Genomic DNA, 22,254 nt, shown 5'->3' with positions numbered 1-22,254 from the left:
GTATCCTATTTTTTAGAGTTTTTCACCAAAGAAGGCTGGTATGTCTTAAAGGTAAAAGATCGTGCCACGAACTCTTTCGCCTTAGAAACTTCCAATTTTCCCAGGGCAGCCAGCTGGACAATAATATTGCCAATTCCACTGGCCTCCACTGGCCCTGCAACGACTTCTCTACCCGTAGCATCAGCGGTGAGCTGGCATAATAGCTCATTTTGAATCCCACCGCCAACCATATGAATGATAGTGATGGTCTTGCCGGTGATCTCTTCCATTTCTTCAATCGTTCTACAGTATGATTGCGCAAGGCTCTCAAGGATAACGCGTATAAACTCAGCTTTCGTATTAGGCGACTGTTGCCCCGTTCGCTCACAATATTCCTGAATCCGCTGCATCATCACACCAGGTGTGCTGAAAAGCTGGTCATTCGGGTCAATGATCGCTGGCGCCCCATTAATCGTTTGGGCTAATTCAACCATTTCACTTTGACTAAAATTCTCTCCTGCTTTCGCCCAATTCCTCTGGAGCTCCTGTAGAATCCATAGTCCCGTTGTGTTTTTTAGCAAACGATTAGAATTACCGTAGCAACGTTCATTTGTGAAACCATATTCATAGCTTTTCTCTGAAATGACCGGCTCAGGCGTCTCCATACCAACCAACGACCAAGTACCACAGCTTAAAAATGCTGCTTCATCCTTACGAGTATAAGGGATTGAAGCTACTGCTGAAGCCGTGTCATGTGAAGCGCCGGCTATCACTTTCATCGGGCCTATACTAAGCTCCTCTTGAATAATCGGTAGGATAGATCCAATAACCGTTCCCGCATGAACCTGTTGTGGAACTAGACTACTCGGAATCCCAAGTCTGTTAAATAATTCAGAGGAGAGCTCTCCCGTTACAGCATCCACTAAGCCGCTTGTACTCCAGATCGTGCTTTCTGCTGCTTTTATACCTGAAAACAGGTAATGAAATAGATCTGGCATCATTAAAATCGTATCCGCGGTCTCCATAAGAGAATCATTATCCTGAAAATCAGAGAACAGCTGATAAAGTGTATTAATGACACTTGGCTGAAGACCGGTCATACGGAATTGCTCTGCCGGTGACAGTAACGCTTCCAATTTAAGAAGGTGAGCCTCCATCCTCCGATCCCTGTAATGATGGGGGGAATAGAGCATCATTCCTCTTTTATCAATAAACCCATAGTCTACTCCCCATGTATCCACACTTAAGGACGTCAGTTCTCCATGTTGCCTAAAGGCTTTTTGAACCCCTTGCTTCATTTCATGGAAGAGCCTTAGAGTATCCCAATATAAATGCCCGTTGACCTGTACAGGAGTATTCTCAAACCGATGAATTTCTTCCATTTGCAGCTTATCGCCATCATATATCCCCAGCATGACTCTTCCGGAACTGGCGCCGAGATCTATGGCTAGAAGCTTAATCGTATCACCCATTGTTCACCACACCTGCTTCACAGGAAGATTTTAATAGAGGGGTCCAAAGTTCTGACATGCTCTGTAATCTGCTCCCTCCAGATCTTCGGTACCAAATAACGACCATACCCGAGGTCTAAAAATACGTGATTCCTCAACATTATGCATGCTGACCGGAATGCGCAGAATAGACGCCAGCGTAATCAAATCTGCCCCAATATGCCCATAACTGATCGCTCCATGATTTGCGCCCCAATTATTCATGACATCATACACTGATTGGAAAGAACCACTATTGGTTAACTTAGGCGCAAACCAGGTAGTTGGCCAAGTCGGATCTGTTCTTTGATCCAGTGTATGATGAACATCTTCAGGCAGCTCAACCGTGTGACCCTCTACAAGCTGAAGAACAGGTCCAAGCCCTTTAACCAAGTTCATCCGTGCCATAGTAACTGGCATCCCGCCTTTAGTTAAATAATCCGTAGAGAAGCCGCCCCCGCGGAAATATTCTTGAGAAGCCGGGCGGAATTGGGTATGGCTCAAACATGCTTCTACCTCATCCTCCGAAATTTCCCAAAAAGGTTTAATCGCAGGTTTACCGTCTATCGTCTGCTCACCCGTGCCATCAAGAGCAGCCGAACCCGAGTTGATCAAGTGAAGTATTCCGTGTGCTGCCTCACCTTCCAATTGATGACCCGTTACTCGCTTAACTGCATCTGGACTCCAAAAGGTTCGAACATCCGCAAAAATTTGTGCAGTATTCGTAAGCAAATAATTGAACAGCATCGTTACTCCGTTCAGGCTATCATTCTCTGTCGCTACGATATAAGGTGTACGTTTGCCATTCCAGTCAAAAGAGGAGTTCAGTATCGTTTCCATGAAATCCCCATTAGGAAAATGATCTGTCCATTGGCGCTGACCTTGGAACCCACCCACAATCGCATTATGACCGTTGGCCTCTTCCTCAAAGCCCAGCTCAGCGAGAACAGGATTTCCGATCATCAGATCACGGGCGATCAATGTCATTTTCACACAAGTCTCCCACTGCTTCTCTTTCTCATCATCACTTATTTGCAGATGCTTCGGATTATTATCGGCACCAACTTGGCAGTTTTCTTTGGTCCACGCGAGTGCTCGCTTATATTCCTCTTTATCATAAATTTCCTCTTCAAAGCGGCGTACATATTCTGACATATCTATATATTCATTACGCATTCCCAAATACTCTTGGAAGAACTGTTCATTCACAATCGATCCAGCAATCCCCATCGAAACAGAACCCATTGATAAATAGGATTTCCCTCTCATTTGAGCGACAGCCAACCCAGCTTTGGCGAACTGCAGCAATTTAGTCTGCACATCCGCTGGAATCTCCTCACTGCTAGACTCCTGAACATCCTCACCATAGATACCAAACGCCGGAATTCCTTTTTGTGCATAAGCAGAGAGAACAGCAGCTAGATATACCGCACCTGGGCGTTCCGTTCCGTTAAATCCCCAAACCGCATGTGGGATTGAGGCATCCATATCCATCGTTTCAGAACCATAACACCAGCAAGGGGTCACAGTAATCGATACGCCAACATTAGCCCCAGCAAATTTCTGAGCCGCAGCAGCAGCTTCTTTAACACCACCAATCGTAGAATCGGCAATGATGCACTCTACGGGGCGGCCATCCGGATAAAATAAGTTCTCTTCAATAAACTTAGCTACCCGCTGAGCCATACCCATGGTTTGAGCTTCTAACGATTCGCGAACCCCTCTTCTTCTGCCATCAATGGTCGGGCGGATGCCAATTTTCGGATAGTTTTCTATCACTGCTGTTCCTCCTCAAGATCATCTTAGTATCATCGGTAATGGACCTATTTCTCCTTCATCATAAAATATGGAAACGCTTTAGTCAACATAAAACAACATATTTATAGATAAATTATGTGGTTTTATGTGGTATTAACATTATTATACTGTGGTATTATGTGAATATGAGGTTATTTCTTTGATTTATTGGGCAATGTAGTAAACTAGGAAGTAGATGATGATAGAGGTGAGTGAACGGATGAAAGCATTTGAACGGCGGGATCTAATCATTAATGAGCTGTATAGACAAAAGAAAGTCCATGTCGCTCAGCTGGCGCAAAAATTCAATGTCTCGGAAGAGACCATTCGGCGGGATCTGGATAAACTGGACAAGGAAGGACTTGCCAAGAAAAATTATGGCGGTGCAATCCTTAATGCCCACACGAATGAGGACCCTCCCTATGTGAGTAGACATCAGGTAAATATAGAGGCCAAACGTACGATAGCTGATCATGTTCTCCAATTAATTAATGATGGGGACAGTTTGGTGACGGATACGAGTTCAACAGTTTTTGAGGCTTTACGGAGAATTATAGAGGAGAAAAACAATCTTACGATTATTACGAATTCTTTGGTTGTATTATCCGAATTTCAACATTCTGGGCAAAAGCTAATTTCCACTGGTGGAATACTAGGCCCCGAGACTAGCTCCTTCGTTGGACATACCGCCTCGCAGACTATTCAAAAATATAATGTGGACGTAGCCATATTCAGCTGTAAAGCGTTGTCTATGACTGGTGGGCTCAGCGATTCGAATGAAGAAGAAAGCGAACTAAAGATTCTGATGCAACAGCAGGCGAATAAAGTAGTTTTGCTCGCAGATCACTCTAAGTTCGATAGGACTGCGTTCATTAAATTATTTAGTTTCGATCGAGTGGATTATATCGTTACAGACGAGAAGCCTTCTGAGGAATGGATCGAGTTTCTGAATAACTATCATGTATCTCTTATCTATGCACCCGCTGAGTAATCAGTAGGTGCATAAATAAAGATAAGGGGGAATCTTTATTTCACTAGTCGTTTAAAAGACCACTTTTCTCTACGATCTTCAGCCACTCCCCAGCAATCAGATCATGCCCAGCCGCTGTCGGGTGAACGCCGTCCCATAGCCAGTAGGCTGCATCTATTCTACGAGTACCTGCATCAAATGCTTCCTGTAAAGGAACAAACACAGCATTAAATTCCTCTGCAAGCTGCTTAACAACACCCTGATAATGAGTAATCCGCTCTTTCCATTCGTCCCATTGTTCTGCCGGAGCTCCGGTATTTAGAATAAAAGGCTCACACAAGACCAGCTTCGTTTGCGGAAGTACTTCCCCAGTTTCTTCAAGCACATGACGGTACGCACGTTCAAAGCGGTCCGTTATACCACTTGGTTCCCCTTTCATTGTTCTCCAAAGATCATTTACACCAATTAAAATACTGATGATATTCGGCTGAAGGTAAATCGCATCCTCATTCCAGCGTGCATATAAATCGGAGATCCGATCCCCACTAATTCCACGGTTATAGAACACGAGATTCTGCTCAGCCCGTTCGTTGCCTAGCTTGCCGCCAATGATATATGCATAGCTATGTCCTAGAATATGATTGGGATCTTCATCACGACCACGGTTTCCATCCGTAATAGAATCACCCTGAAACAAAATCACTTTTTTAGCTTTAGAAGTTGGAATAGTCATTACTACGATTCATCTCCTTGATCTCGTCTTTTACATGAAACATTCAAGTTGAATGTTCCATAGGATACAAGTAAAGTTAACATATACAACTCAAGGAGGGAAGAAAATAATGAAATACAGAAGACTAGGCAATTCAGGACTAAAAATCAGTGAAATCGGCTTAGGTAGCTGGCTTACATATGGAACAGCAGCAGAGCAAAAGGCAGCAGACGCCTGCATCAGCAAAGCTTTTGAATGCGGTATCAATTTCTTTGATACTGCTAATGCTTATAACCGTGGTGAAGGCGAAAAAGCAATGGGCGCTGCTCTTCGTGCTTATGAAAGATCATCTTATGTGCTGAGTACAAAGGTATTCTTCCCCATGGGGGATGATGTGAATAATCGTGGTTTATCGCGTAAGCACATCATGGAGCAATGCGAAGCTAGCCTTCGCCGTTTAGGAACCGATTATATTGATGTTTATTTTTGTCATCGCTTTGACAGAGAGACGCCTGTGGAGGAAACTTTACGCGCGCTGGATGACCTAACTGCACAAGGTAAGATTCTGTATTCGGCAGTGAGCGAATGGAGCGCAGCTCAAATTTCTGACGCCACCGGCATTTCGCGCAGACTAAATCTGCGTCCGCTTATTTCCAATCAGCCTATCTATAACATGTTCGAACGTTACATTGAAGATGAGGTACTTGAGGTATGTCAGCGTGAGGGCCTCGGACAAGTGGTCTTTTCCCCACTCGCTCAAGGTATTCTGACAGGTAAATACAAACCTGGACAACAGCCTCCGGCAGGAACCCGCGCAGCTGATGATTCGGTAAATGGCGTCATTCGCAGCTACTTCCGCGATGATGTACTGACTGTTGTCGGACAGCTGGATGAACTAGCTAACAGTCTTGATTTGAAGCTGTCGCAACTAGCGTTAGCTTGGACCCTACGGCAACCTGGTGTAAGTTCTGCAATTATTGGGGCCAGTAAGCCAGCACAGGTGGAAGAGAACGCCCAAGCTGTTGATGCCGTTCTATCTCTAGATACTTTGGAGAGAATTGAAGAGATTCTAAAGCCAGTAGCCGATTTCGCTCCAGCGAGATAATCTAAAAGAGGTTGTACCAAAAGCCACAGCAATTGGCTTAGGTACAACCTCTTTTTTTCTTAAGAAATCAATTTGGATTCTTCGGCTTGTTCAGCCGCCTTTTCGATATAACGCTCCAGCGGCTTTTTGAGCGTTAGCGCCAGTAAGAGTGCTATTACACCGAATAGGATCAAATAAAGACAATCGCGAATCGCCACTTCCGGCAGAATCCCCCCTACCGCCTCCCGCATCAAACTAATCGCATAAGTAAATGGCATAAACGGATTCAATATTTGAAAGAAATGACCTGTTGTACTGATTGGAAACGTACCGCCAGAGCTTGAGAATTGAAGCACCATGAATACGATCGCTATCCCCTTCCCAACGTTGCCGAATACGGAGACCAGCGTAAATACAATCGTCACGAATACGATACTAATCAATACTGCAAAAAGGACAAACCACACCTTGTCCACCACATAACATTTCAGAATAAAGATATTACCAAGTACAGCCACCAGCGCTTGAAGAATCCCAACCGTAAGAAACGTCAGTAGGCGTCCAAAATACAATTGATACCGCTTGTACACAATTCCCTCAGTATCCACTCCCGTACGGAGAAGTGAGATTAGGAGTGTGCCACCTACCCATAAGGAAAGTACAACATAAAAAGGAGTCATAGCCGAACCATAATTCGGAATAGGATATAACTTATTCTCTTTTAATACTACCGGATTGGCCAAAAATTCACTTTTGCTCTTAATATCCCCTCCGAGCAGCTCAGCAATCTCTCCCAGATCCACCTCATCTTTGATCTGACGGATGGTGGCTGCCGCTTTACGAATCGAATCTTCCAGTATCGGAAGATCATTTCGCACCATATCCGCTGCGACCGCCACTCCCTTATCCGCACGGGGGAGACCTGTACGTATCAGATCAGAAATCTGGTGCACCCGTTCCTCTACAGCCGGCAGATCCTGACGGACGAAATTTGCAGCTTGTTGTATTTTTTCTCCTGCAACAGGCAAGCTGCTCTGAATTAGTGGAAGTGTATCGCGAACAAAAGTACCAAAGCTCTGTGTCTTATCTGCGACACCGCTAGCTGCTGTATGTACCGCTTCACGAATAGCTGGTAAGTCCTGCTGTAGACTAGCCAAGCTTGATCGTCCGAACTCGATTGCTGCCATAGTCTCCTCAAGAAGGGTACCCAGCGCCGATAGACGATCCGGAACTTGTTCCAGGGCAGTGGCTGTAGTCTCAGCAGCAGTGGATATTTGCTCTAATGTATTTTTTATAGCAGGGATAGTTGCCGCTTCATATTCGGAAATAAGCTTCGAAATGGCTACGTTCCCTTCGCCAGATTTAAGACCCAATTGCTTAACATTACTCGGATCAGGCTGACCCTCATTTTGTAGATCCGTCGCCAGTGAGTTTACCAAAGAAGTCTGTCTGCTCAAGGCATTGTTTACAGCCTTCAAGGTGCCAATCTCAGCATTAGTTACTGTTCCTGGTGAGAATGTATTCAGTGCCGATAACAAAGAAAGCGTATGATCCATCACGTTACTTCCCGACACCAGCTGAGCGGAAACTGACTCAAGTTGCTCGCGTACCGCTTGCGGGTCAAGATCTTCTCCCTGCAGCAGTTCAGCAAGCTGAACTACTGCGTTCTCCGTATTTTGCAGCAGGTATATATTTTGTTTGAGGGCGGCAGGTACCGCTTCAAATGCAGCATTACTCTTCTCTAAGAACTGTTGAAGCTCTAGAACAAAATCATTTCCAGCAGTTACAATTTTGTCGGCCTTAGGTAGCGCAGTTAGGGCAGTGTTAACAACTTTATTTGCTTCCGCAAGACCTTCCGACGCCTTGTCCATGATTTGTTCCACTTCACCAAAATGATTATCAAGTTGAACGATTAGCTGTGCTGCTTGTTCAATTTTGGGTAGCTTATCCTGCAGCTCCCCTAAATGATCTGCAACATTGGCAATTTGAGGCCAATGTTCAGCTATTTTTTCTAAAGCCAACCCCGCCTTTTCCACATCAGGCAGCTTATTCTCCAGCTTAGAGATGCGCGTTGCCGATGCATGAATTTGCGGCCATTGCTCCTCAATTTTCAATACATGTTGGCCTGCCGTTTCAATCTCGGGGAGACTTGCCTCTAACTTAAACAACCCTTTTTCAACCTTGCGTATAATAGGCAATTCAGATTGGAATTTTGAATCAATTTGCTTTAAAGCCGTAAATACGGTTTCGCTAATGGTTTCCGTAAAATTCTCACTGATCTGTGTTGTAATTGAAGAGGCACCTTTATCTGTGATTTTAGGGGCAATCGCATTTATCTTCTCATTGACGGTATATTCAATCTCTGGTTTCACGATCCTGCCTTCGAGGATTCCTGTCATTCTTTTGGAGAAATCAACAGGGATAACAATACTCGCATAATAATCTCCACGCTTCACACCGTTGTGCGCAGCTTCTGCATCTACGAAGGTCCAGCCTAAGCTTTTATTATTCCGAAGACTTTCCATGACATCATTGCCGATATTGAAGCTCTTATCCTTCACAGTGGTCCCTTCATCCAAACTGGTTACAGCAATCTTAATGCCAGAGGTATTACTGTAGGGATCCCACACCGCCGCAACGTTAAACCAATCATACACAGAAGGTAACACCACCAAAGCAGCGATCAGGAACACGGCCACAGGAACCTTAAATACGTTGCGCCAGTCGTTCCTATAAATCCGTAGTATTCCACCCATTCGTTGCTCCCCCTAATCTGTATGTTTTGACATTTTAATATGCCCGAGGAGACAAACTTTTACTATCATTTTTAGTGGATTCATGACCGGCATCGTTTTTCAGAAATATTTTTAAATAATTGCAACAAAACCTGCTCGTTTAACGTAATAGAAGTATATAGCCCGTTTAGGAAAAAACGTAGCGGGTAATAAGATATATACAACCTTTTTACATATCTCAAGGGGGAGATTTCTAATGTTTAAGAAAAAGTCAGCGTATGTGTTACCGGTTGTTGTTCTATTGTTTCTTTCCCTAATTACTACTGCAAGTACCGTTGGAACACGAGTAGATGCGCAAGATAGTGGCAAGACTCAGCAACAGACGGTATATATCCATACTATTCAATCCGAGAATGGCAAGCTTTCCATTACAGCCGATGAAATAAACTGGTATCAGGGTGCTGATGCTGACCGAGTCTTTGCTGAAAGAGACCCAGAAGGTGCAGCAGAAATTGGCGGGGCTCCAGACGGATATTATGTTGTTAATGATGTTGATACACTGACAACCTATCCGATCGCGGATAACGCAAAAGTCACCATGCAGATCTTTGATCACACTGGTAACATTGAGGACTTAGACATTCAGTGGAACGAAGCCATTACCTTACAGCAATTTATCGATCAATTTAATAAAACGGATATTTTCGATCTAAGCCAGTTTCCTTATCACCTTACGATTCAGGACGGCGTAATCACCTCCATCGTGCAACAATATATACCTTAAGCAGCAACACGTAACATATGAAAAAGAGGGTTACCCAGCGGCCATTTACGTGGCTAATGAGTAACCCTCTTTTTTTTGCAAAACGGATTGTTTTTATTGCGCATCCCTAACAGGAACTCCAAAATTCGGCGTGCCATCTTCATTCCAATGGAAGACCTGAGCGCGAGTATGACGGTTTGGATCATAAAGAGGATCGCCAGTAATTTCTTTATAATTGCGGCAGTGGTAGATGAGCACATCTTCCCCATTTTCATTGACTGTAAAGCTATTATGGCCTGGACCGAATTGTCCATTTTCTTCATTCGTTTGGAATACTGGATTTGGTAGTTTAGTCCATGAAGCGGCCTCCAGAAGTTCGCTGTCTTCATCCGCTACTAAAAGTCCCATGCAATAATTGAAGTCTGTAGCACTCGCCGAGAAGCTGATAAAGATACGACCATTTCGTTTCAGTACTGCTGCGCCTTCGTTTACTTTGTACCCAATAATTTCCCAGTCATGCTCTGGAGTAGCAATCATAGTCTGAGGACCTGTGAGTGTCCACGGATTGCTCATTTCAGAAATATACAGATTAGAATTACCCTCAATATTCAGGTCCTTCTGAGCCCATACGTAGTACAGTTTTCCTTTATGCTGAAACGTTGTCGCATCCAAAGCGAACGATTCCCAAGCAGTCTTCACTTGACCTTTTTCTACCCATGTTCCTTCTAAGGGATCAGCAGATGCATTCTCGAGCGCAAACATACGGTGATCGAACAAACCATCCGTCGTCTCCGTAGTCCGTGCTGCAGCAAAGTAAATGTACCATTTTCCGTCTATGTAATGAATTTCCGGCGCCCAAATGTTAGCACTAAGTGGCCCCGTCTCATACTTGCGCCATGCTACAACTGGTTCTGCAGTAGTTAATCCTTCGATGGTTGTCGATCTTCTTACTTCGATCCGGTCGTATTCTGGAACAGAAGCTGTGAAATAATAATATCCATCCGTATGTTTATATACCCATGGATCAGCACGTTGCTCCACCAATGGGTTGTTGTACTCTCTACTCGTATCCATAATCTCTCTCCTCTATAAAAGCTTTAACAATGCAGAACCATGCGGTGGAAGAACCTGCGCAACCCCTTCATTAGTAACTTCCAGGTCATGGCTTTGCCACAGATTACGTATCGTTTTTGGAACTGAAACATTTAGCTTTTGGAACGATACCTGGAGTGTCGACTCTTTGTCACTGAGATTAAACAACGCTACATAGTGGTTACCTTGTTCATCCTCAGAAGTCCAGATCGCATACTCTTCGTTCCGCTCTACTTGTCTACCACCCTTACCAAAATGATGCAGATGAAGCACTTCCCTATTGGTTAACAAAGATAATGTCCACTCATCATTGTCTCTAAGCTCTCCCCCGAACATTAAAGGCGAACGGAAAATAGTCCAGAGCGTCATCATGGTAACCTGTTCGTCAGGAGTAAACCTTGTAAATCGGTCTCCCCCGCCATCAACGGAACGAATCCCAAGATGACCTAGCGGCAGCATATCACAGTCTGGCCAATGGCCTGGCTGAACGTAAGGAGCCCATTTTTCGCAGCGCTCGAACATTCCACGCAGCAAATGCCAATGATCCCAATAATCGTCGGTCATTCTCCACAGGTTAGCATGTTCAGCTAAGTGTTCAGCCTCTTCTACCGGAGCAGGTCCAGGTGAAAGACTAAGCACCATTTCACGACCACAGCGGTCGATAGCCTTACGGATCATGGCAACTTCGTCTTTGTGGTATCCATAAATACGTGAAGCGGCAATATCATCCACCTTCACATAATCTACACCCCAACTGGCATACAGCTGGAAGAGAGAATCATAGTAAGCCTGACTGCCTTCTTTAGAAGCATCTACTCCATACATATCTGTATTCCACGGACATATAGAATTGGGATGTGCGATATCACGTGCGGTTTGCTCAGATTCTAGAATGGAACTTGCCGCATGAACGGCCTGTCGAGGGATTCCACGCATAATATGGATGCCGAATTTCAACCCTAATCCATGCACATATTCAGCGAGTGGGGCAAATCCTTTGCCTCCCTTTGCGGAAGGAAAACGATTTTCTGCCGGTTGAAGTCTGGAATACTCGTCCATGACCAACGGTACAAAGTTACGATATTGCGAAGAGTTCGCTCCAGGCTCATACCACTGAATATCCACAACAACATATTCCCAGCCAAATTCCTTCAAATGAGCAGCCATATATTCGGCGTTGCCTCTTACCTCTTCTTCATTAACACTAGCTCCGTAACAGTCCCAGCTATTCCAGCCCATCGGGGGCGTTGCAGCTAACATAATGATTTCCACGTCCTTTTCTAAGACTTTCAGTTTAAAAATAGCATAGACAAAAAGACTTGTAAACTTATATTTAAACCTTTTAATACTTTTATAAAATAAATAGTGAAAATAACATGATTTTGTTGTAAAACCATCTTATCTTGTGAATTAGTTTCATTAATTTTTAAATTAAATTAGATTAAATACAAAAACAGGAAAAAAACTCCCTTATTTTTATCATTCTACAAAATAAGGGAGGATGCTTTATTTATATGCTATATTAGTTTATAATTTCATAAAACAGTATTCATTTATGACCATGTGGAAGAAGGTATTGATAAAATGATCTATATTAAAGATTTAATGAGTGGTCTTGAAATATTCAAGGCGCTTAGTTCTGAAATCAGAATCCTCATACTCGAACTTTTAGCTACCAATCAAGCACTGAATCTGAATGAAATTGCCAAGAAGCTGAACCTCAGCAATGGCGCAATCACGATGCATATTAAAAAGTTAGAAGAAAGCGGTCTCATCGAGATAAACACATCCGTGGGTAAACACGGTATTCAGAAGGTCTGCTATTTAAATAAGGATAAGCTTATTGTTGATCTTCGCAGCAAGGATGTTGATAATCTCTACGAAGTAGAAATCCAAGTAGGACATTATAGCAACTATCAGGCTGTTCCGACCTGCGGACTTGCTACCAAAGACAGCATTATCGGCGACTTCGACGAACCCCGTTATTTCGCTGATCCTCAGCGGATTGAATCCGAGATCATTTGGATGGCTGAAGGCTTTCTCGAGTATAGAATTCCGAACTATCTTAAAGCTAATCAAACGTTCCGCGAAATCCAATTCTCGATGGAGATTGGCTCTGAGGCCCCTGGATCTAACGATAACTATCCCTCCGATCTTTATTTCTACTTAAATGGAATTGAAATCGGCTACTGGACTAGTCCTGGAGATTTCGGAGACACGCGTGGAACGTTTAATCCAGACTGGTGGCCTCCACATTTAAACCAATATGGTATGCTCAAACTGATCCGTATCAATAATGAAGGTAGCTTTATTGACGGTTGCCGAATTTCTGACGTGACCCTGGAGGATATTAATCTTGATTACAAGAGCGAGCTTACTTTCCGGATAGCCGTAACGGACAAGCCTGTAAACAAACGCGGGCTCACCATTTACGGCAAACATTTCGGCAACTATAGCCAGGACTTACTGGCGCGTGTACTATATGATGTTCATGAAGTTGAAATTGGCGCTTCTCGTACTGCCGTTACCTTATCAGAGTAAAACATTCCCTAAACAAAAAGACCTTAGAACCAGCAATAACTGGTCTAAGGTCTTCTTTTTCTTTGTATATTTTTTTGAGTTTGACTCATAATAACCTTGTCTCCCAAACCACCGAGAAGGAGTGTTTCGAATGCGTGAAGGTCTAATTCCCGCTGTTCTTGGAACCGTCGTAACCGCTTCTAGCGCCGCTTTTCTTGGAAGCAAGTATAAGATGGCAGCAACAGGCGTACTTGGATTTGGTCTGGCTCATGTCGTATTGGGTGCCATTGATCTGTTTGAGCATCGGTAAGGATTGGAAGATGCCGGGTGGCATAAACACTACCCGGTTTTTTAGATATACATATTTTGCGCAATTAGAGCTACTTCTTCATACACGAATCATGAATCATGAATCCAACATTCCATGAAGCATACGGACTCAGATGACGTTATCTGCTTATTTTTAGCCCATCGTTTTCAATAGCAGGAACCACACCGAACTCAAAAAAGAAGGGCTGTCCCATCAGCTATTTTCATAGCTTTTGGGACAGCCCTCTTAGTATGTTGAATATTTATTTTATAGCAATATAAAATAAACGTTCCGCATCATCATCCGCCTCTATCCACTCGAAATCGGCGTAAGTCTTCACATCACTAAATCCAGCCTTAAGCAGTTCATCCTTCATCCACTGGGGATCGTAGGCACGCTGAATATGCGTCTCTTCGAAACGGCGATATACGTCACTCCGTCCCTCTTCGCGAGCGAAAATGGACAGATGATGTTCTATTTCGCGGCGAGGAACATCCATCTCACAAGTCCAAATATAAGACACCGATGGTTCGTCCAGAATAAAGGGCTGCTCTTCTTCATAACGGATCAGTGTGTTTGGATGATGTACATCGAACAGAAAGGTGCCGCCTTGCTTTATTCCTGCAAAGGTACTAGCAAAGACAGCTCTGATATCGTCTTCTTCCAGCACATAATTCAGACAATCACAGAAAGAAATCACAGAATCCACAAGCTCTGGAAGCTCCCATTCCTTCATGTTTTGTCTAATCCAACGAACACTACCTTCGCGCAAGAAACGCCGTCCCTGGGGATGCTCTTCCATTTTGCGCTGTGCCACTGAGAGCATATCTGAAGATAGATCGATTCCTGTCATATGATACCCTGAACCCGCCAAAGGAATAGTGATACTCCCGGTGCCGCAGCCAAGCTCAGCCACGGTTACAGGCTTACCGTATTTGCTCCATGCGGTTTCAGCAAAGGAGATCCAATCAGGATACGGCATATCTGCCATGAGCTCATCGTATACATAAGCAAATTTCCCATAGGAAGACACTAGTACACCGCTTTCTATTACAACATTTAATATGATTCTATTATTGACCCATCAAGCATAAACGCTCTAGGCGTCCCCACAAGATCTCTTATGTTTTAAATTATTCGGTTGTTTCTTCATTTCCCTCGGTTGAACCTTCCTCTTCCTTAGGAGCAAGATACGTCCAATTCTCTTTTTGGGTAATATGGCCTTCCTTCATCAGCTTTCCAAGCGCACGCTTAAAGGCTGATTTACTAATTCCGAAACGCTGCTTGATAATATCCGGTGGTGTAGCATCCGAATAAGGCATCGCTCCACCCGGACGGGCATGCAAGAATTCCAAAATGGTGGCAGAGTCTACATCCATGCCTACTTCTTTACGGAGACCCATAGAAAGGTTAACACGACCATCCTCGCGAATATGGGAGACACGTGCTTCGAACTGCTCTCCGAGACGTAGTAGACGACTCCGTTCAGAGGAATGGACCATACCGATAATACCAAAGCCTAAAACCCCAGCATCTACAAGAACAAAAGTCCCCATCTGCAGCGGTTTGTACACCCGGGCTGTCACAGTCTGTCCCATCCAGGATTCAGGCGCAGGAAGAGCTAGCGGAGCTAGTTCCTGTTCTCCAGCTAATTTAGCACGAAGACGCCCCTGTTTATCATGCTCCATAATCGCATACACATAGTCGCCGATCTGAGGGCGCAGCTCTGGAAGTTCTGGAAGCTCACGAATAGGCAGCAGCAGCTGCCGTCCGAGACCCATTTCCAAGAAGCAACCTAGACGCGGATGGATATCAGCCACTTCCAATAAGGCCATTTCGCCCAATGTCAGAAACGGTTTCTTCATCGTTGCTGCTAGACGATCCTCGGTATCGAAGAAGATAAAGACTTCAACTTTATCGCCTGTCTTAACCTTCTCGGTAAGCTCAGTATAATGCAGCATAACATCCTGATCTCCTGCATTCAGGAAAAATCCGTATGGGGATACCTCTCTTACTACATTAAGTGTAACTGTAGTTCCTGCAATCAGGCTCATACAGTCTCCACTACCTTCGCATCCGACCACAGACGCTCAATATTGTAGTATTCACGTTCATCGCGGTGGAAAATATGAACAATAACATCTCCAAGATCCATCAGCACCCAGCGTGCTGAATCCATTCCTTCGATCCCCTTAATTACTCCGCCTGCTTCATGGACCACTTTGCGGACTTCGGTGGCGATGGACTGAACTTGGGTATCCGAATTACCGTGACATACAACAAAGTAATCACTAATCGGTGAAACAGTACGCAGATCTAATGCCACTACGTTCATTGCTTTTTTATCTTCCACAGCCTTAAGGGCCAGTTCTAACAGCTTGCTTGGTTGTACACTCATATTTTATCCTCCAATATTCTAACTAAATCATTACGCGCCAATACCGTTAACGGAAAGATCACTCGGCGTTTTTCCAGTAGCAAACTAATCGTAGAACCAAATCCAGCGACTAGTCCTTCTTCCAAACTTACTTTAGCCAGCTTACGTATCTTATCAACCCCTGGAAAATCTCGGCCAGGCTCGATATAGTCGGCGAGACAAACAATTTTCTCAAGTAAACTCATGTCTTCGCGACCTGAGGTGTGAAAACGGATCGCATTCAGAATATCTGGATCTGTGATCCCATAATCTTGCTCTGCTACAAAGGCACCTACTTCTGAATGCCACAGCTGCTTGTCATGCTTCAGAAGATTCAAGTTCAGATGATTCTGCTCGATAATCTCCTTCATTCTCTCCACAGGCCAATACTTGGCCACATCATGAAGAATTGCCGCTGTCTCCGCACGCTCAGGATCAGCGCCATATTGCTCCGCTAGTTGAATGGATGACTCCATGACGCCCAGTGTATGCTTCCAGCGTTTAGCAGGCATTTGTGTCGAGACCGCCTCAATCAGAGCTTCGCGGCTGTATGCCATACAATCCACTCCTTTGAACATAATCGAACACTGCCTCAGGTACCATATAACGAATGGATTTTCCAGTTGCAGCCCGTTCTCTTAACATCGTTGACGAAATATCAACCAGAGGCATATCTGCTAGCAGTACCTTTTCTGCTATATAAGTTGGCAATGCGTCTAGATCAAGAGGTGTTCCCGGACGACCTACTCCGATAAATGTAAGCCGCTGCACAAGCTCTTCAATCTCGTTCCATTTCGGTAAATACTGGACCATATCCGCTCCGATGATGAAATAAAGATCGAAATGCGGATACGCCTCTTGCAGCCGTCTTATGGTCTCATACGTATAGGAAACGCCACCTCTGACAACTTCCCAATCTAATGTGCGAAAAGCTTCATGATTGTGTATCGCTTCCTGCACCATTGCCAGCCGATCTGCTCCAGATACCCCTGCCTCATGTTTATGAGGCGGAATATGTGAAGGCATAAACCATACTTCTTGAAGTCCATAAGTTTCTCTAGCTGCTTCCGCTGCCATCATATGACCAATATGAAGAGGATCAAAGGTACCTCCCATAATTCCAACTTTCAAGAGGACGACCTCCTCAGTAGTATGCTTTCAGGTATCAGCGTGGCAGCTCAATAGTTTTGTTATCACGCGATTCCTTGTAAAGGACAATGGTCTTTCCGATCACTTGTACAAGCTCAGAACCCGATTGTTCGGCCAATGCAGCACCGATTTCCTTGGGATTCTCAATATTGTTGCTCAGTATACTAATCTTCATAAGCTCACGCTTCTCAATAGCTTCTTCAATGTGGCGTACGAGGTGATCGTTTACTCCACCTTTGCCCACTTGAAAAATAGGATCGAGGTGATGCGCCAATGAACGAAGATACCGTGTTTGTTTACCAGTTAACATAAATGAATAACTCCTTAATTAACATATATTATTACCCTAAATTGATGAATCCATTTCTTACTCTTTTCCACCCAGACAATGGAGTATGGTCTGTCGCATGATTTCCGTAGGAGCAGGCTGCCCTGTCCAATATTCCAGTGCATAGGCTCCCTGATAGACAAACATCCCGAGGCCTCCATGAATCGTACAGCCTCGTTCAAGTCCTTCTAACAATAGACGCGTGCGCAGTGGATTATAAATCAGATCACTTACGACCATCCCTGCACGAAGCAGTTCAGGATCTATCGGTGTCTCATCCATATGAGGATACATTCCTACGGAGGTTGTATTGATCAGTACATCAACACCATCTAACGTTTCCGCTACTTCGTTCATGCTAATCCCGATCACATTCCCTTTACTCTGGCATTCTGCAGCCAAGTCCTGTGCCTTATCAACACTGCGATTAGCGATAAGGATAGAAGAAGGCTTCTCCTGAAGCAGTGCGGCAACAATTCCTCTTGCTGCTCCACCGGCTCCAATCACCATTATCTTCGTACCTGACAAATCAGAAATGGCTTCCGCTTTAAGCGAACGTACATAACCGATTCCATCCGTATTATATCCGGTGAGTATCCCGTTATTATTAACAATCGTATTGACTGCACCAACGGCTACCGCACTTTCATCTAATAGATCCACATAAGCCATCACCGCAACCTTATGCGGAATCGTCACATTTACCCCACGGAATCCAAGCGCGCGAATCGCTTGCACCGCATCCTCCAGATTCTCTGGAAGGATATGAAGCGGCACATAAGCACCCGGAATTCCCAGTGCTTGCAGTGCTGCTTCATGCATAATAGGAGATTTTGATTGTATAATAGGATCTCCCATTACGCCCAGTAAAATATTCCCGGTATTGTAGCCCTCGGTTGCAGTTATCAAAGACACTGTAATAGCCTCCCCGTTAGATCATCGAAGGGCGGGTAAGCACCTTCACACCACGCGGAACGTGGATAGCCACGACTGCGCCTTCTGTCCCGTTGACCTTAATCCAGCCCAAACCTGAAATATATAGATCGCTCCGACTGCCTTTATTAATTCGGAACTCATGCCGTTGCCATGGTGGCAACTTGTCCATCCGGTCACTTCCTGGAGGAGACAACATTTCACCACGATGGTCCGCATAAAGGGAATCTGCACGTTCCAGTTTGGTGCGATGGATTTTTAAAGTACCACTAATAAAGCAAGTGAACGATTGATGAGGACCTTGTACGAAATCAAAACGTCCCAGTCCACCGAAAAATAGCGTCTGTCCTTCATTCAACTGATAGACAGCAGGCTTCAACGGATTGGCTGGCATAACTGCATCCAGATCCTGACGCTCAACTAGTTCACTATAACGCCATGGATACACTATTCCTGGCGTATCTATAATATAGTGGCCATCATCTAGTGGGATTTTGACCGTATCGAGTGTTGTACCAGGGTAACGCGAGGTGGTTAACTCCTGCTCCAAATCACTATAGTCCGAAATCAAACGGTTGATAAGCGTGGATTTCCCTACATTCGTAGCACCGACTACATAAACATCACGTTGACCACGCAGTTCTGTTACGGCTTCCAGTAAACGGTCAAAGCCTTGATTACGTTTCGCACTACAAAGTACGATTTCAGCTGTCCGCAATCCTTCTTCTTTACAGCGTTGTTGCATCCAGTTACGCAGTTTATTCCAGTTCGTAACCTTAGGCAGCAGATCACATTTATTCACTGCAAGAATAACTGGGTTATTACCGACAAACCGCTGAAGGCCGGAAATCAAACTGCCTTCAAAATCGAAAATGTCAACAATATGAATAACAAGTGCATTCTTCTCCCCTACTCCACTCAGCAAGCGAAGAAATTCATCCTGGTTCACAGAAACAGATGAAGCCTCATTATAATTCTTAATCCGGAAACAGCGTTGGCAAATCACAGGGTCCCGATCTAGTGCGACTTCCGGAAGGTATCCTGGTTGATCCTTATGCTCCGTCTGAAGCTTGATACCACAACCGCTACACTTCTCAGGACGCTGTGTTTCACTTTGTTCGTTCATTACTATTTTTCCTCCTCGTGCCACAATCCTTTTTTACGAAGCCGTGTCAGAGCAACTCGCTCTACCCGACGATTAAATCTTGTGCCGAACCCTTCATCCTTAACGGAGATTGGCAGCACCAATACGGTATACAGGCCAAGCCGATTGCCGCCGTATACATCTGTAAGCATTTGGTCTCCCACCACAATCGTCTGCTCCGGTGGCAACTCCATCTGCTTCATCGCTTTGAGAAAAGGAGCATTACTCGGTTTACGAGCCTGATGCACAAATTCAATATTAAGCGGTGTAGCAAAGCGTGACACCCGTTCCATGTTGTTATTGGATACGATGATGAGCTTAAAGCCCACTTCCTTCACCTTCTCAAACCATAACAACAGCTCCGGAGTAGCCACAGGCGCTTTGGCACCGACCAGTGTGTTATCCAGATCCGTAATGATTCCACGGTATCCCTGCCGATACAGCTCTTCTAGAGAAATATCGAATACCGTATTCACCCGGAGTTTGGGAACTAACATTTCAAACAATACGTTCACCTCGATTTCATACAAAAAACTATAACATACTCCATGCGCTACGCAAATAAATCTATAGCAATGATTTACTGCATAAACGCTATTTCTTGGATCTTATCGTTCTCCGCAGCCGCAAAGCTTCAGTATACACGCTCTGCCAGTCTTTGTCTTCAATAACATCAGGGCTATACTTCGCTTGTTCAAACATCGTTAGCAGTGAAGAAAGATGATTGGCCACAGCAGGTCGTTCCTGACTCCAGCGGACTACGGCTTCACGCAATGTTTCATGCTCTTCCTTCATCATTCCCTTACGATGCAAATACCTTACCCAACGCTCAGTTTCAGCCACAACTTTCTGATCAGGCGTTAAAGGCCGGCCCATTCGCATCTGTTGAACGAAGAAGCGAAGCTTAAAGCGAATATGCCAAACTTTAAAAATAGTCCAGGATAATAATACAACCACTGCCACCAAAATTACCCATAAACCCACATGGAAGCCTTGATCTGCTTGTGCATTAGTCACAGGTGCAGGTGTTGGTTCTGCCATTTCATCTTGATCTTCTGGGTCTGTCTCAGGTATTTGCTCATTCTTAGTCAGGAGAGGAGCATTAAACCCCGGTGTAGCTTCAACAGGAATCCAACCATACTCACCAAAATAGACCTCTGCCCAGGAATGGGCATCTGCATTGGTAATCGTGTAATTATTATTTGCCGCACCCACCTGCTGCGCCAGATTCATAGGCATTTCTGGCTGTTCTCCAGGTGCATAACCCTTAACCCATCTTGCAGGGATGTTTAGGGAACGTGCCATAGTGACTAGTGCCGTAGAATAATAATCACAGTAACCTTCTTTCAGCTCGAACAAAAATCCATCTACAAAATCCTCACTTGAAACACGTGCTATATCCGGCTTGTTGGTATATGGAAAGGTTTGTTGTAAGTATTGTTGCAAAAGTGCTGTTTTTTCATACGGTGTTTTTCCTTGTGCTGTAATTTCCTCGGCCAGATCTTGAACCCGTTGAGGGAAGTCATCAGGCAGCTGAAGGAAGCTTTCCTCCAGATCATTACCTTTGTATAGCTCCTCATAGGTCTTTGCTGTCAATTCCTGAACAGGAATGACGGGAACTTCAGAAGTCAGCTCGAAGGTCGAGGGATAGTCTAGTTTCTTCTTATCCATATCCCATAGAAGCTCACTATCACGATCTCTCCAGAAAAGACCCTTCCCGGCTGCCTCACCATTCAATGAATCCACCGAAGTTACAGAATAAGCACCGAATAACACCGGAAATTCATTATTGTTAAGCACTTTAACCGTCTGTTTCAGTGTGCGGGTAGTGACCTTAGAAGCCACACTTTGCTCCAAGGATTTCCCCGTCTCCACCTCTTCTATAGGTCCTCGCTTCAATCGATCCTTATCCGACCATCCACTTCCAGAATAGATTCTGCGTGTTTCTCCTCGCATATAAACACGCAAATCTGAAACCACTGTCATCACCGGGGTATAATCGAAGTTAAAGCCCCCGCCCAGGTTGTCATCATTCAGACTATAGCCAGACGAAGTATTGTTAACAGAGGAACCTGAGCCCGTATTGGAATTCGTTGTTCCAGTTGTGCTCTTACCAGAAGATTTCCCAATTCCATTCCACTCTTGCCACGCTGTATAAGGATCCGTCAAAGTAGGCCTTACATCCGGCATATTCACACCGATTAAAATAACCAGAGAGAAGACGATTGCGATATTCATGACTATTTTCGAGGGATATTCCAGCAAATGTACCCATCCACGCGGATAATGTAGCTGAAAACTTCTCAGGTGCTGGCTGACAAGCCATCCCATACCCGCAAATACCGTCCAAGCCACTTCCTGCCACAGTACAATAGATGTAAAGGAATCAAGAGCTGCCAGTGCTACAATGTTCATTCCTATAAACCATAAGATACGCTTCTTAGAGGATACCCACCAAGACGATAGCAACAGCAAGGCAGAGGCACCAAGAGCAAACCAGATATACGGCACCATATACACACTAATATCCTGGAGCTTATCAAGAAGGGTTGTGGCCCATGGATCAGGAACATAAATTCCGTAATTAGAAATGATGCGATAAACGATATAGATAATAGCTACTGCTTCCATAATCAGTCTGAATTGAACTTTAACAGGGATAAAAATCTCAATGACGGTGATCGTTAATAGGGCAGCCCATACAGAAGCAGTGGTTTGATTTAACCAGATGGGTTCCGTATAAGAAATCCACTGCTGTGCAATAATCAATAGCCAAAATAGGCCGACGGAACGGTGCCAGGAGAATTTTATCTGATTCCACCAGGTTCTCAT

General features: G+C 44.5%; 21 protein-coding genes. 5 read left to right on the top strand and 16 right to left on the bottom strand.

What is annotated here, in order from left to right:
• Nucleotides 1–5: 5 nt before the first annotated feature.
• On the bottom strand, nucleotides 6–1,451 hold the full coding sequence (locus MKY19_RS07580) for a rhamnulokinase family protein (RefSeq protein ID WP_339801741.1): 1,446 nt from the start codon (nucleotides 1,449–1,451) through the stop codon (nucleotides 6–8).
• 30 nt (nucleotides 1,452–1,481) lie between these two features.
• Nucleotides 1,482–3,248 (bottom strand): L-fucose isomerase, encoded by a 1,767-nt coding sequence (locus MKY19_RS07575; RefSeq protein WP_339801738.1) that lies wholly within the window; start codon nucleotides 3,246–3,248, stop codon nucleotides 1,482–1,484.
• A 238-nt stretch (nucleotides 3,249–3,486) separates the two neighbouring features.
• Between MKY19_RS07575 and MKY19_RS07570 the strand changes: the two genes are divergently transcribed.
• Entirely contained in the window at nucleotides 3,487–4,257 is a 771-nt protein-coding gene (locus tag MKY19_RS07570) for a DeoR/GlpR family DNA-binding transcription regulator (protein WP_234540184.1), read from the top strand.
• Between the two features lie 43 nt (nucleotides 4,258–4,300).
• Here MKY19_RS07570 and MKY19_RS07565 read toward each other — a convergent pair whose 3' ends face one another.
• A complete protein-coding gene (locus tag MKY19_RS07565) occupies nucleotides 4,301–4,969 on the bottom strand; it encodes an SGNH/GDSL hydrolase family protein (protein ID WP_076284308.1) in 669 nt (222 codons plus the stop codon).
• A 109-nt stretch (nucleotides 4,970–5,078) separates the two neighbouring features.
• Between MKY19_RS07565 and MKY19_RS07560 the strand changes: the two genes are divergently transcribed.
• A complete protein-coding gene (locus tag MKY19_RS07560) occupies nucleotides 5,079–6,053 on the top strand; it encodes an aldo/keto reductase family protein (protein WP_076284309.1) in 975 nt (324 codons plus the stop codon).
• Nucleotides 6,054–6,112: 59 nt separating this feature from the next.
• Here the strand turns inward: MKY19_RS07560 and MKY19_RS07555 are convergent, their stop codons facing one another.
• The gene (locus tag MKY19_RS07555; protein ID WP_339801733.1) at nucleotides 6,113–8,788 is read right to left on the bottom strand and encodes a YhgE/Pip domain-containing protein; all 2,676 of its coding nucleotides are present in this window, start codon (nucleotides 8,786–8,788) and stop codon (nucleotides 6,113–6,115) included.
• Between the two features lie 235 nt (nucleotides 8,789–9,023).
• Here MKY19_RS07555 and MKY19_RS07550 point away from each other — a divergent pair, with 235 nt between their 5' ends.
• On the top strand, nucleotides 9,024–9,551 hold the full coding sequence (locus MKY19_RS07550) for a hypothetical protein (protein WP_339269667.1): 528 nt from the start codon (nucleotides 9,024–9,026) through the stop codon (nucleotides 9,549–9,551).
• A gap of 93 nt (nucleotides 9,552–9,644) precedes the next feature.
• Here MKY19_RS07550 and MKY19_RS07545 read toward each other — a convergent pair whose 3' ends face one another.
• Both MKY19_RS07545 and MKY19_RS07540 read right to left on the bottom strand, forming a co-directional pair.
• Complete coding sequence (locus tag MKY19_RS07545) at nucleotides 9,645–10,604, bottom strand: family 43 glycosylhydrolase (RefSeq protein WP_339246059.1); 960 nt, start codon at nucleotides 10,602–10,604, stop codon at nucleotides 9,645–9,647.
• Nucleotides 10,605–10,616: 12 nt separating this feature from the next.
• Entirely contained in the window at nucleotides 10,617–11,894 is a 1,278-nt protein-coding gene (locus tag MKY19_RS07540) for a glycoside hydrolase family 27 protein (protein WP_339801729.1), read from the bottom strand.
• 312 nt (nucleotides 11,895–12,206) lie between these two features.
• Between MKY19_RS07540 and MKY19_RS07535 the strand changes: the two genes are divergently transcribed.
• Nucleotides 12,207–13,163, top strand: a complete 957-nt coding sequence (locus MKY19_RS07535) for a winged helix-turn-helix transcriptional regulator (protein WP_339801726.1) — start codon at nucleotides 12,207–12,209, stop codon at nucleotides 13,161–13,163.
• 130 nt (nucleotides 13,164–13,293) lie between these two features.
• Nucleotides 13,294–13,452 carry a hypothetical protein gene (locus MKY19_RS07530; RefSeq protein ID WP_036675694.1) on the top strand — a complete coding sequence of 53 codons (159 nt, stop codon included), beginning with the start codon at nucleotides 13,294–13,296 and terminating at the stop codon, nucleotides 13,450–13,452.
• Nucleotides 13,453–13,714: 262 nt separating this feature from the next.
• On the opposite strand, the gene MKY19_RS07525 is transcribed toward MKY19_RS07530, so the two are convergent.
• The 10 genes from MKY19_RS07525 to MKY19_RS07480 form a co-directional block, all read right to left on the bottom strand.
• Nucleotides 13,715–14,485 carry a class I SAM-dependent methyltransferase gene (locus tag MKY19_RS07525; RefSeq protein ID WP_339801722.1) on the bottom strand — a complete coding sequence of 257 codons (771 nt, stop codon included), beginning with the start codon at nucleotides 14,483–14,485 and terminating at the stop codon, nucleotides 13,715–13,717.
• A 100-nt stretch (nucleotides 14,486–14,585) separates the two neighbouring features.
• Nucleotides 14,586–15,506, bottom strand: a complete 921-nt coding sequence (locus MKY19_RS07520; RefSeq protein WP_042185974.1) for a S1-like domain-containing RNA-binding protein — start codon at nucleotides 15,504–15,506, stop codon at nucleotides 14,586–14,588.
• Entirely contained in the window at nucleotides 15,503–15,850 is a 348-nt protein-coding gene (gene rsfS / locus MKY19_RS07515) for a ribosome silencing factor (RefSeq protein WP_042185972.1), read from the bottom strand. The genes MKY19_RS07520 and rsfS overlap by 4 nt, the downstream gene beginning before the upstream one ends.
• The gene (gene yqeK, locus MKY19_RS07510) at nucleotides 15,847–16,425 is read right to left on the bottom strand and encodes a bis(5'-nucleosyl)-tetraphosphatase (symmetrical) YqeK (RefSeq protein WP_339801716.1); all 579 of its coding nucleotides are present in this window, start codon (nucleotides 16,423–16,425) and stop codon (nucleotides 15,847–15,849) included. The genes rsfS and yqeK overlap by 4 nt, the downstream gene beginning before the upstream one ends.
• Entirely contained in the window at nucleotides 16,397–16,999 is a 603-nt protein-coding gene (locus MKY19_RS07505; protein ID WP_042185968.1) for a nicotinate-nucleotide adenylyltransferase, read from the bottom strand. Before MKY19_RS07505 ends, yqeK begins: the two co-directional genes overlap by 29 nt.
• A 34-nt stretch (nucleotides 17,000–17,033) precedes the next feature.
• Nucleotides 17,034–17,327 (bottom strand): ribosome assembly RNA-binding protein YhbY, encoded by a 294-nt coding sequence (yhbY, locus tag MKY19_RS07500; protein WP_042185967.1) that lies wholly within the window; start codon nucleotides 17,325–17,327, stop codon nucleotides 17,034–17,036.
• A gap of 57 nt (nucleotides 17,328–17,384) precedes the next feature.
• Complete coding sequence (gene aroE, locus MKY19_RS07495; protein WP_339801711.1) at nucleotides 17,385–18,260, bottom strand: shikimate dehydrogenase; 876 nt, start codon at nucleotides 18,258–18,260, stop codon at nucleotides 17,385–17,387.
• Between the two features lie 16 nt (nucleotides 18,261–18,276).
• Nucleotides 18,277–19,404 (bottom strand): ribosome biogenesis GTPase YqeH, encoded by a 1,128-nt coding sequence (yqeH, locus tag MKY19_RS07490; protein WP_339801708.1) that lies wholly within the window; start codon nucleotides 19,402–19,404, stop codon nucleotides 18,277–18,279.
• A gap of 2 nt (nucleotides 19,405–19,406) precedes the next feature.
• Nucleotides 19,407–19,928 carry a YqeG family HAD IIIA-type phosphatase gene (locus MKY19_RS07485; protein ID WP_042193454.1) on the bottom strand — a complete coding sequence of 174 codons (522 nt, stop codon included), beginning with the start codon at nucleotides 19,926–19,928 and terminating at the stop codon, nucleotides 19,407–19,409.
• A gap of 88 nt (nucleotides 19,929–20,016) precedes the next feature.
• On the bottom strand, nucleotides 20,017–22,254 hold the full coding sequence (locus tag MKY19_RS07480; RefSeq protein ID WP_339269654.1) for a transglutaminase domain-containing protein: 2,238 nt from the start codon (nucleotides 22,252–22,254) through the stop codon (nucleotides 20,017–20,019).

This window comes from Paenibacillus sp. FSL R5-0744, assembly GCF_037972555.1.
Lineage (GTDB): Bacteria > Bacillota > Bacilli > Paenibacillales > Paenibacillaceae > Paenibacillus_AQ.
This window is presented reverse-complemented; position numbering and strand designations above follow the sequence as displayed.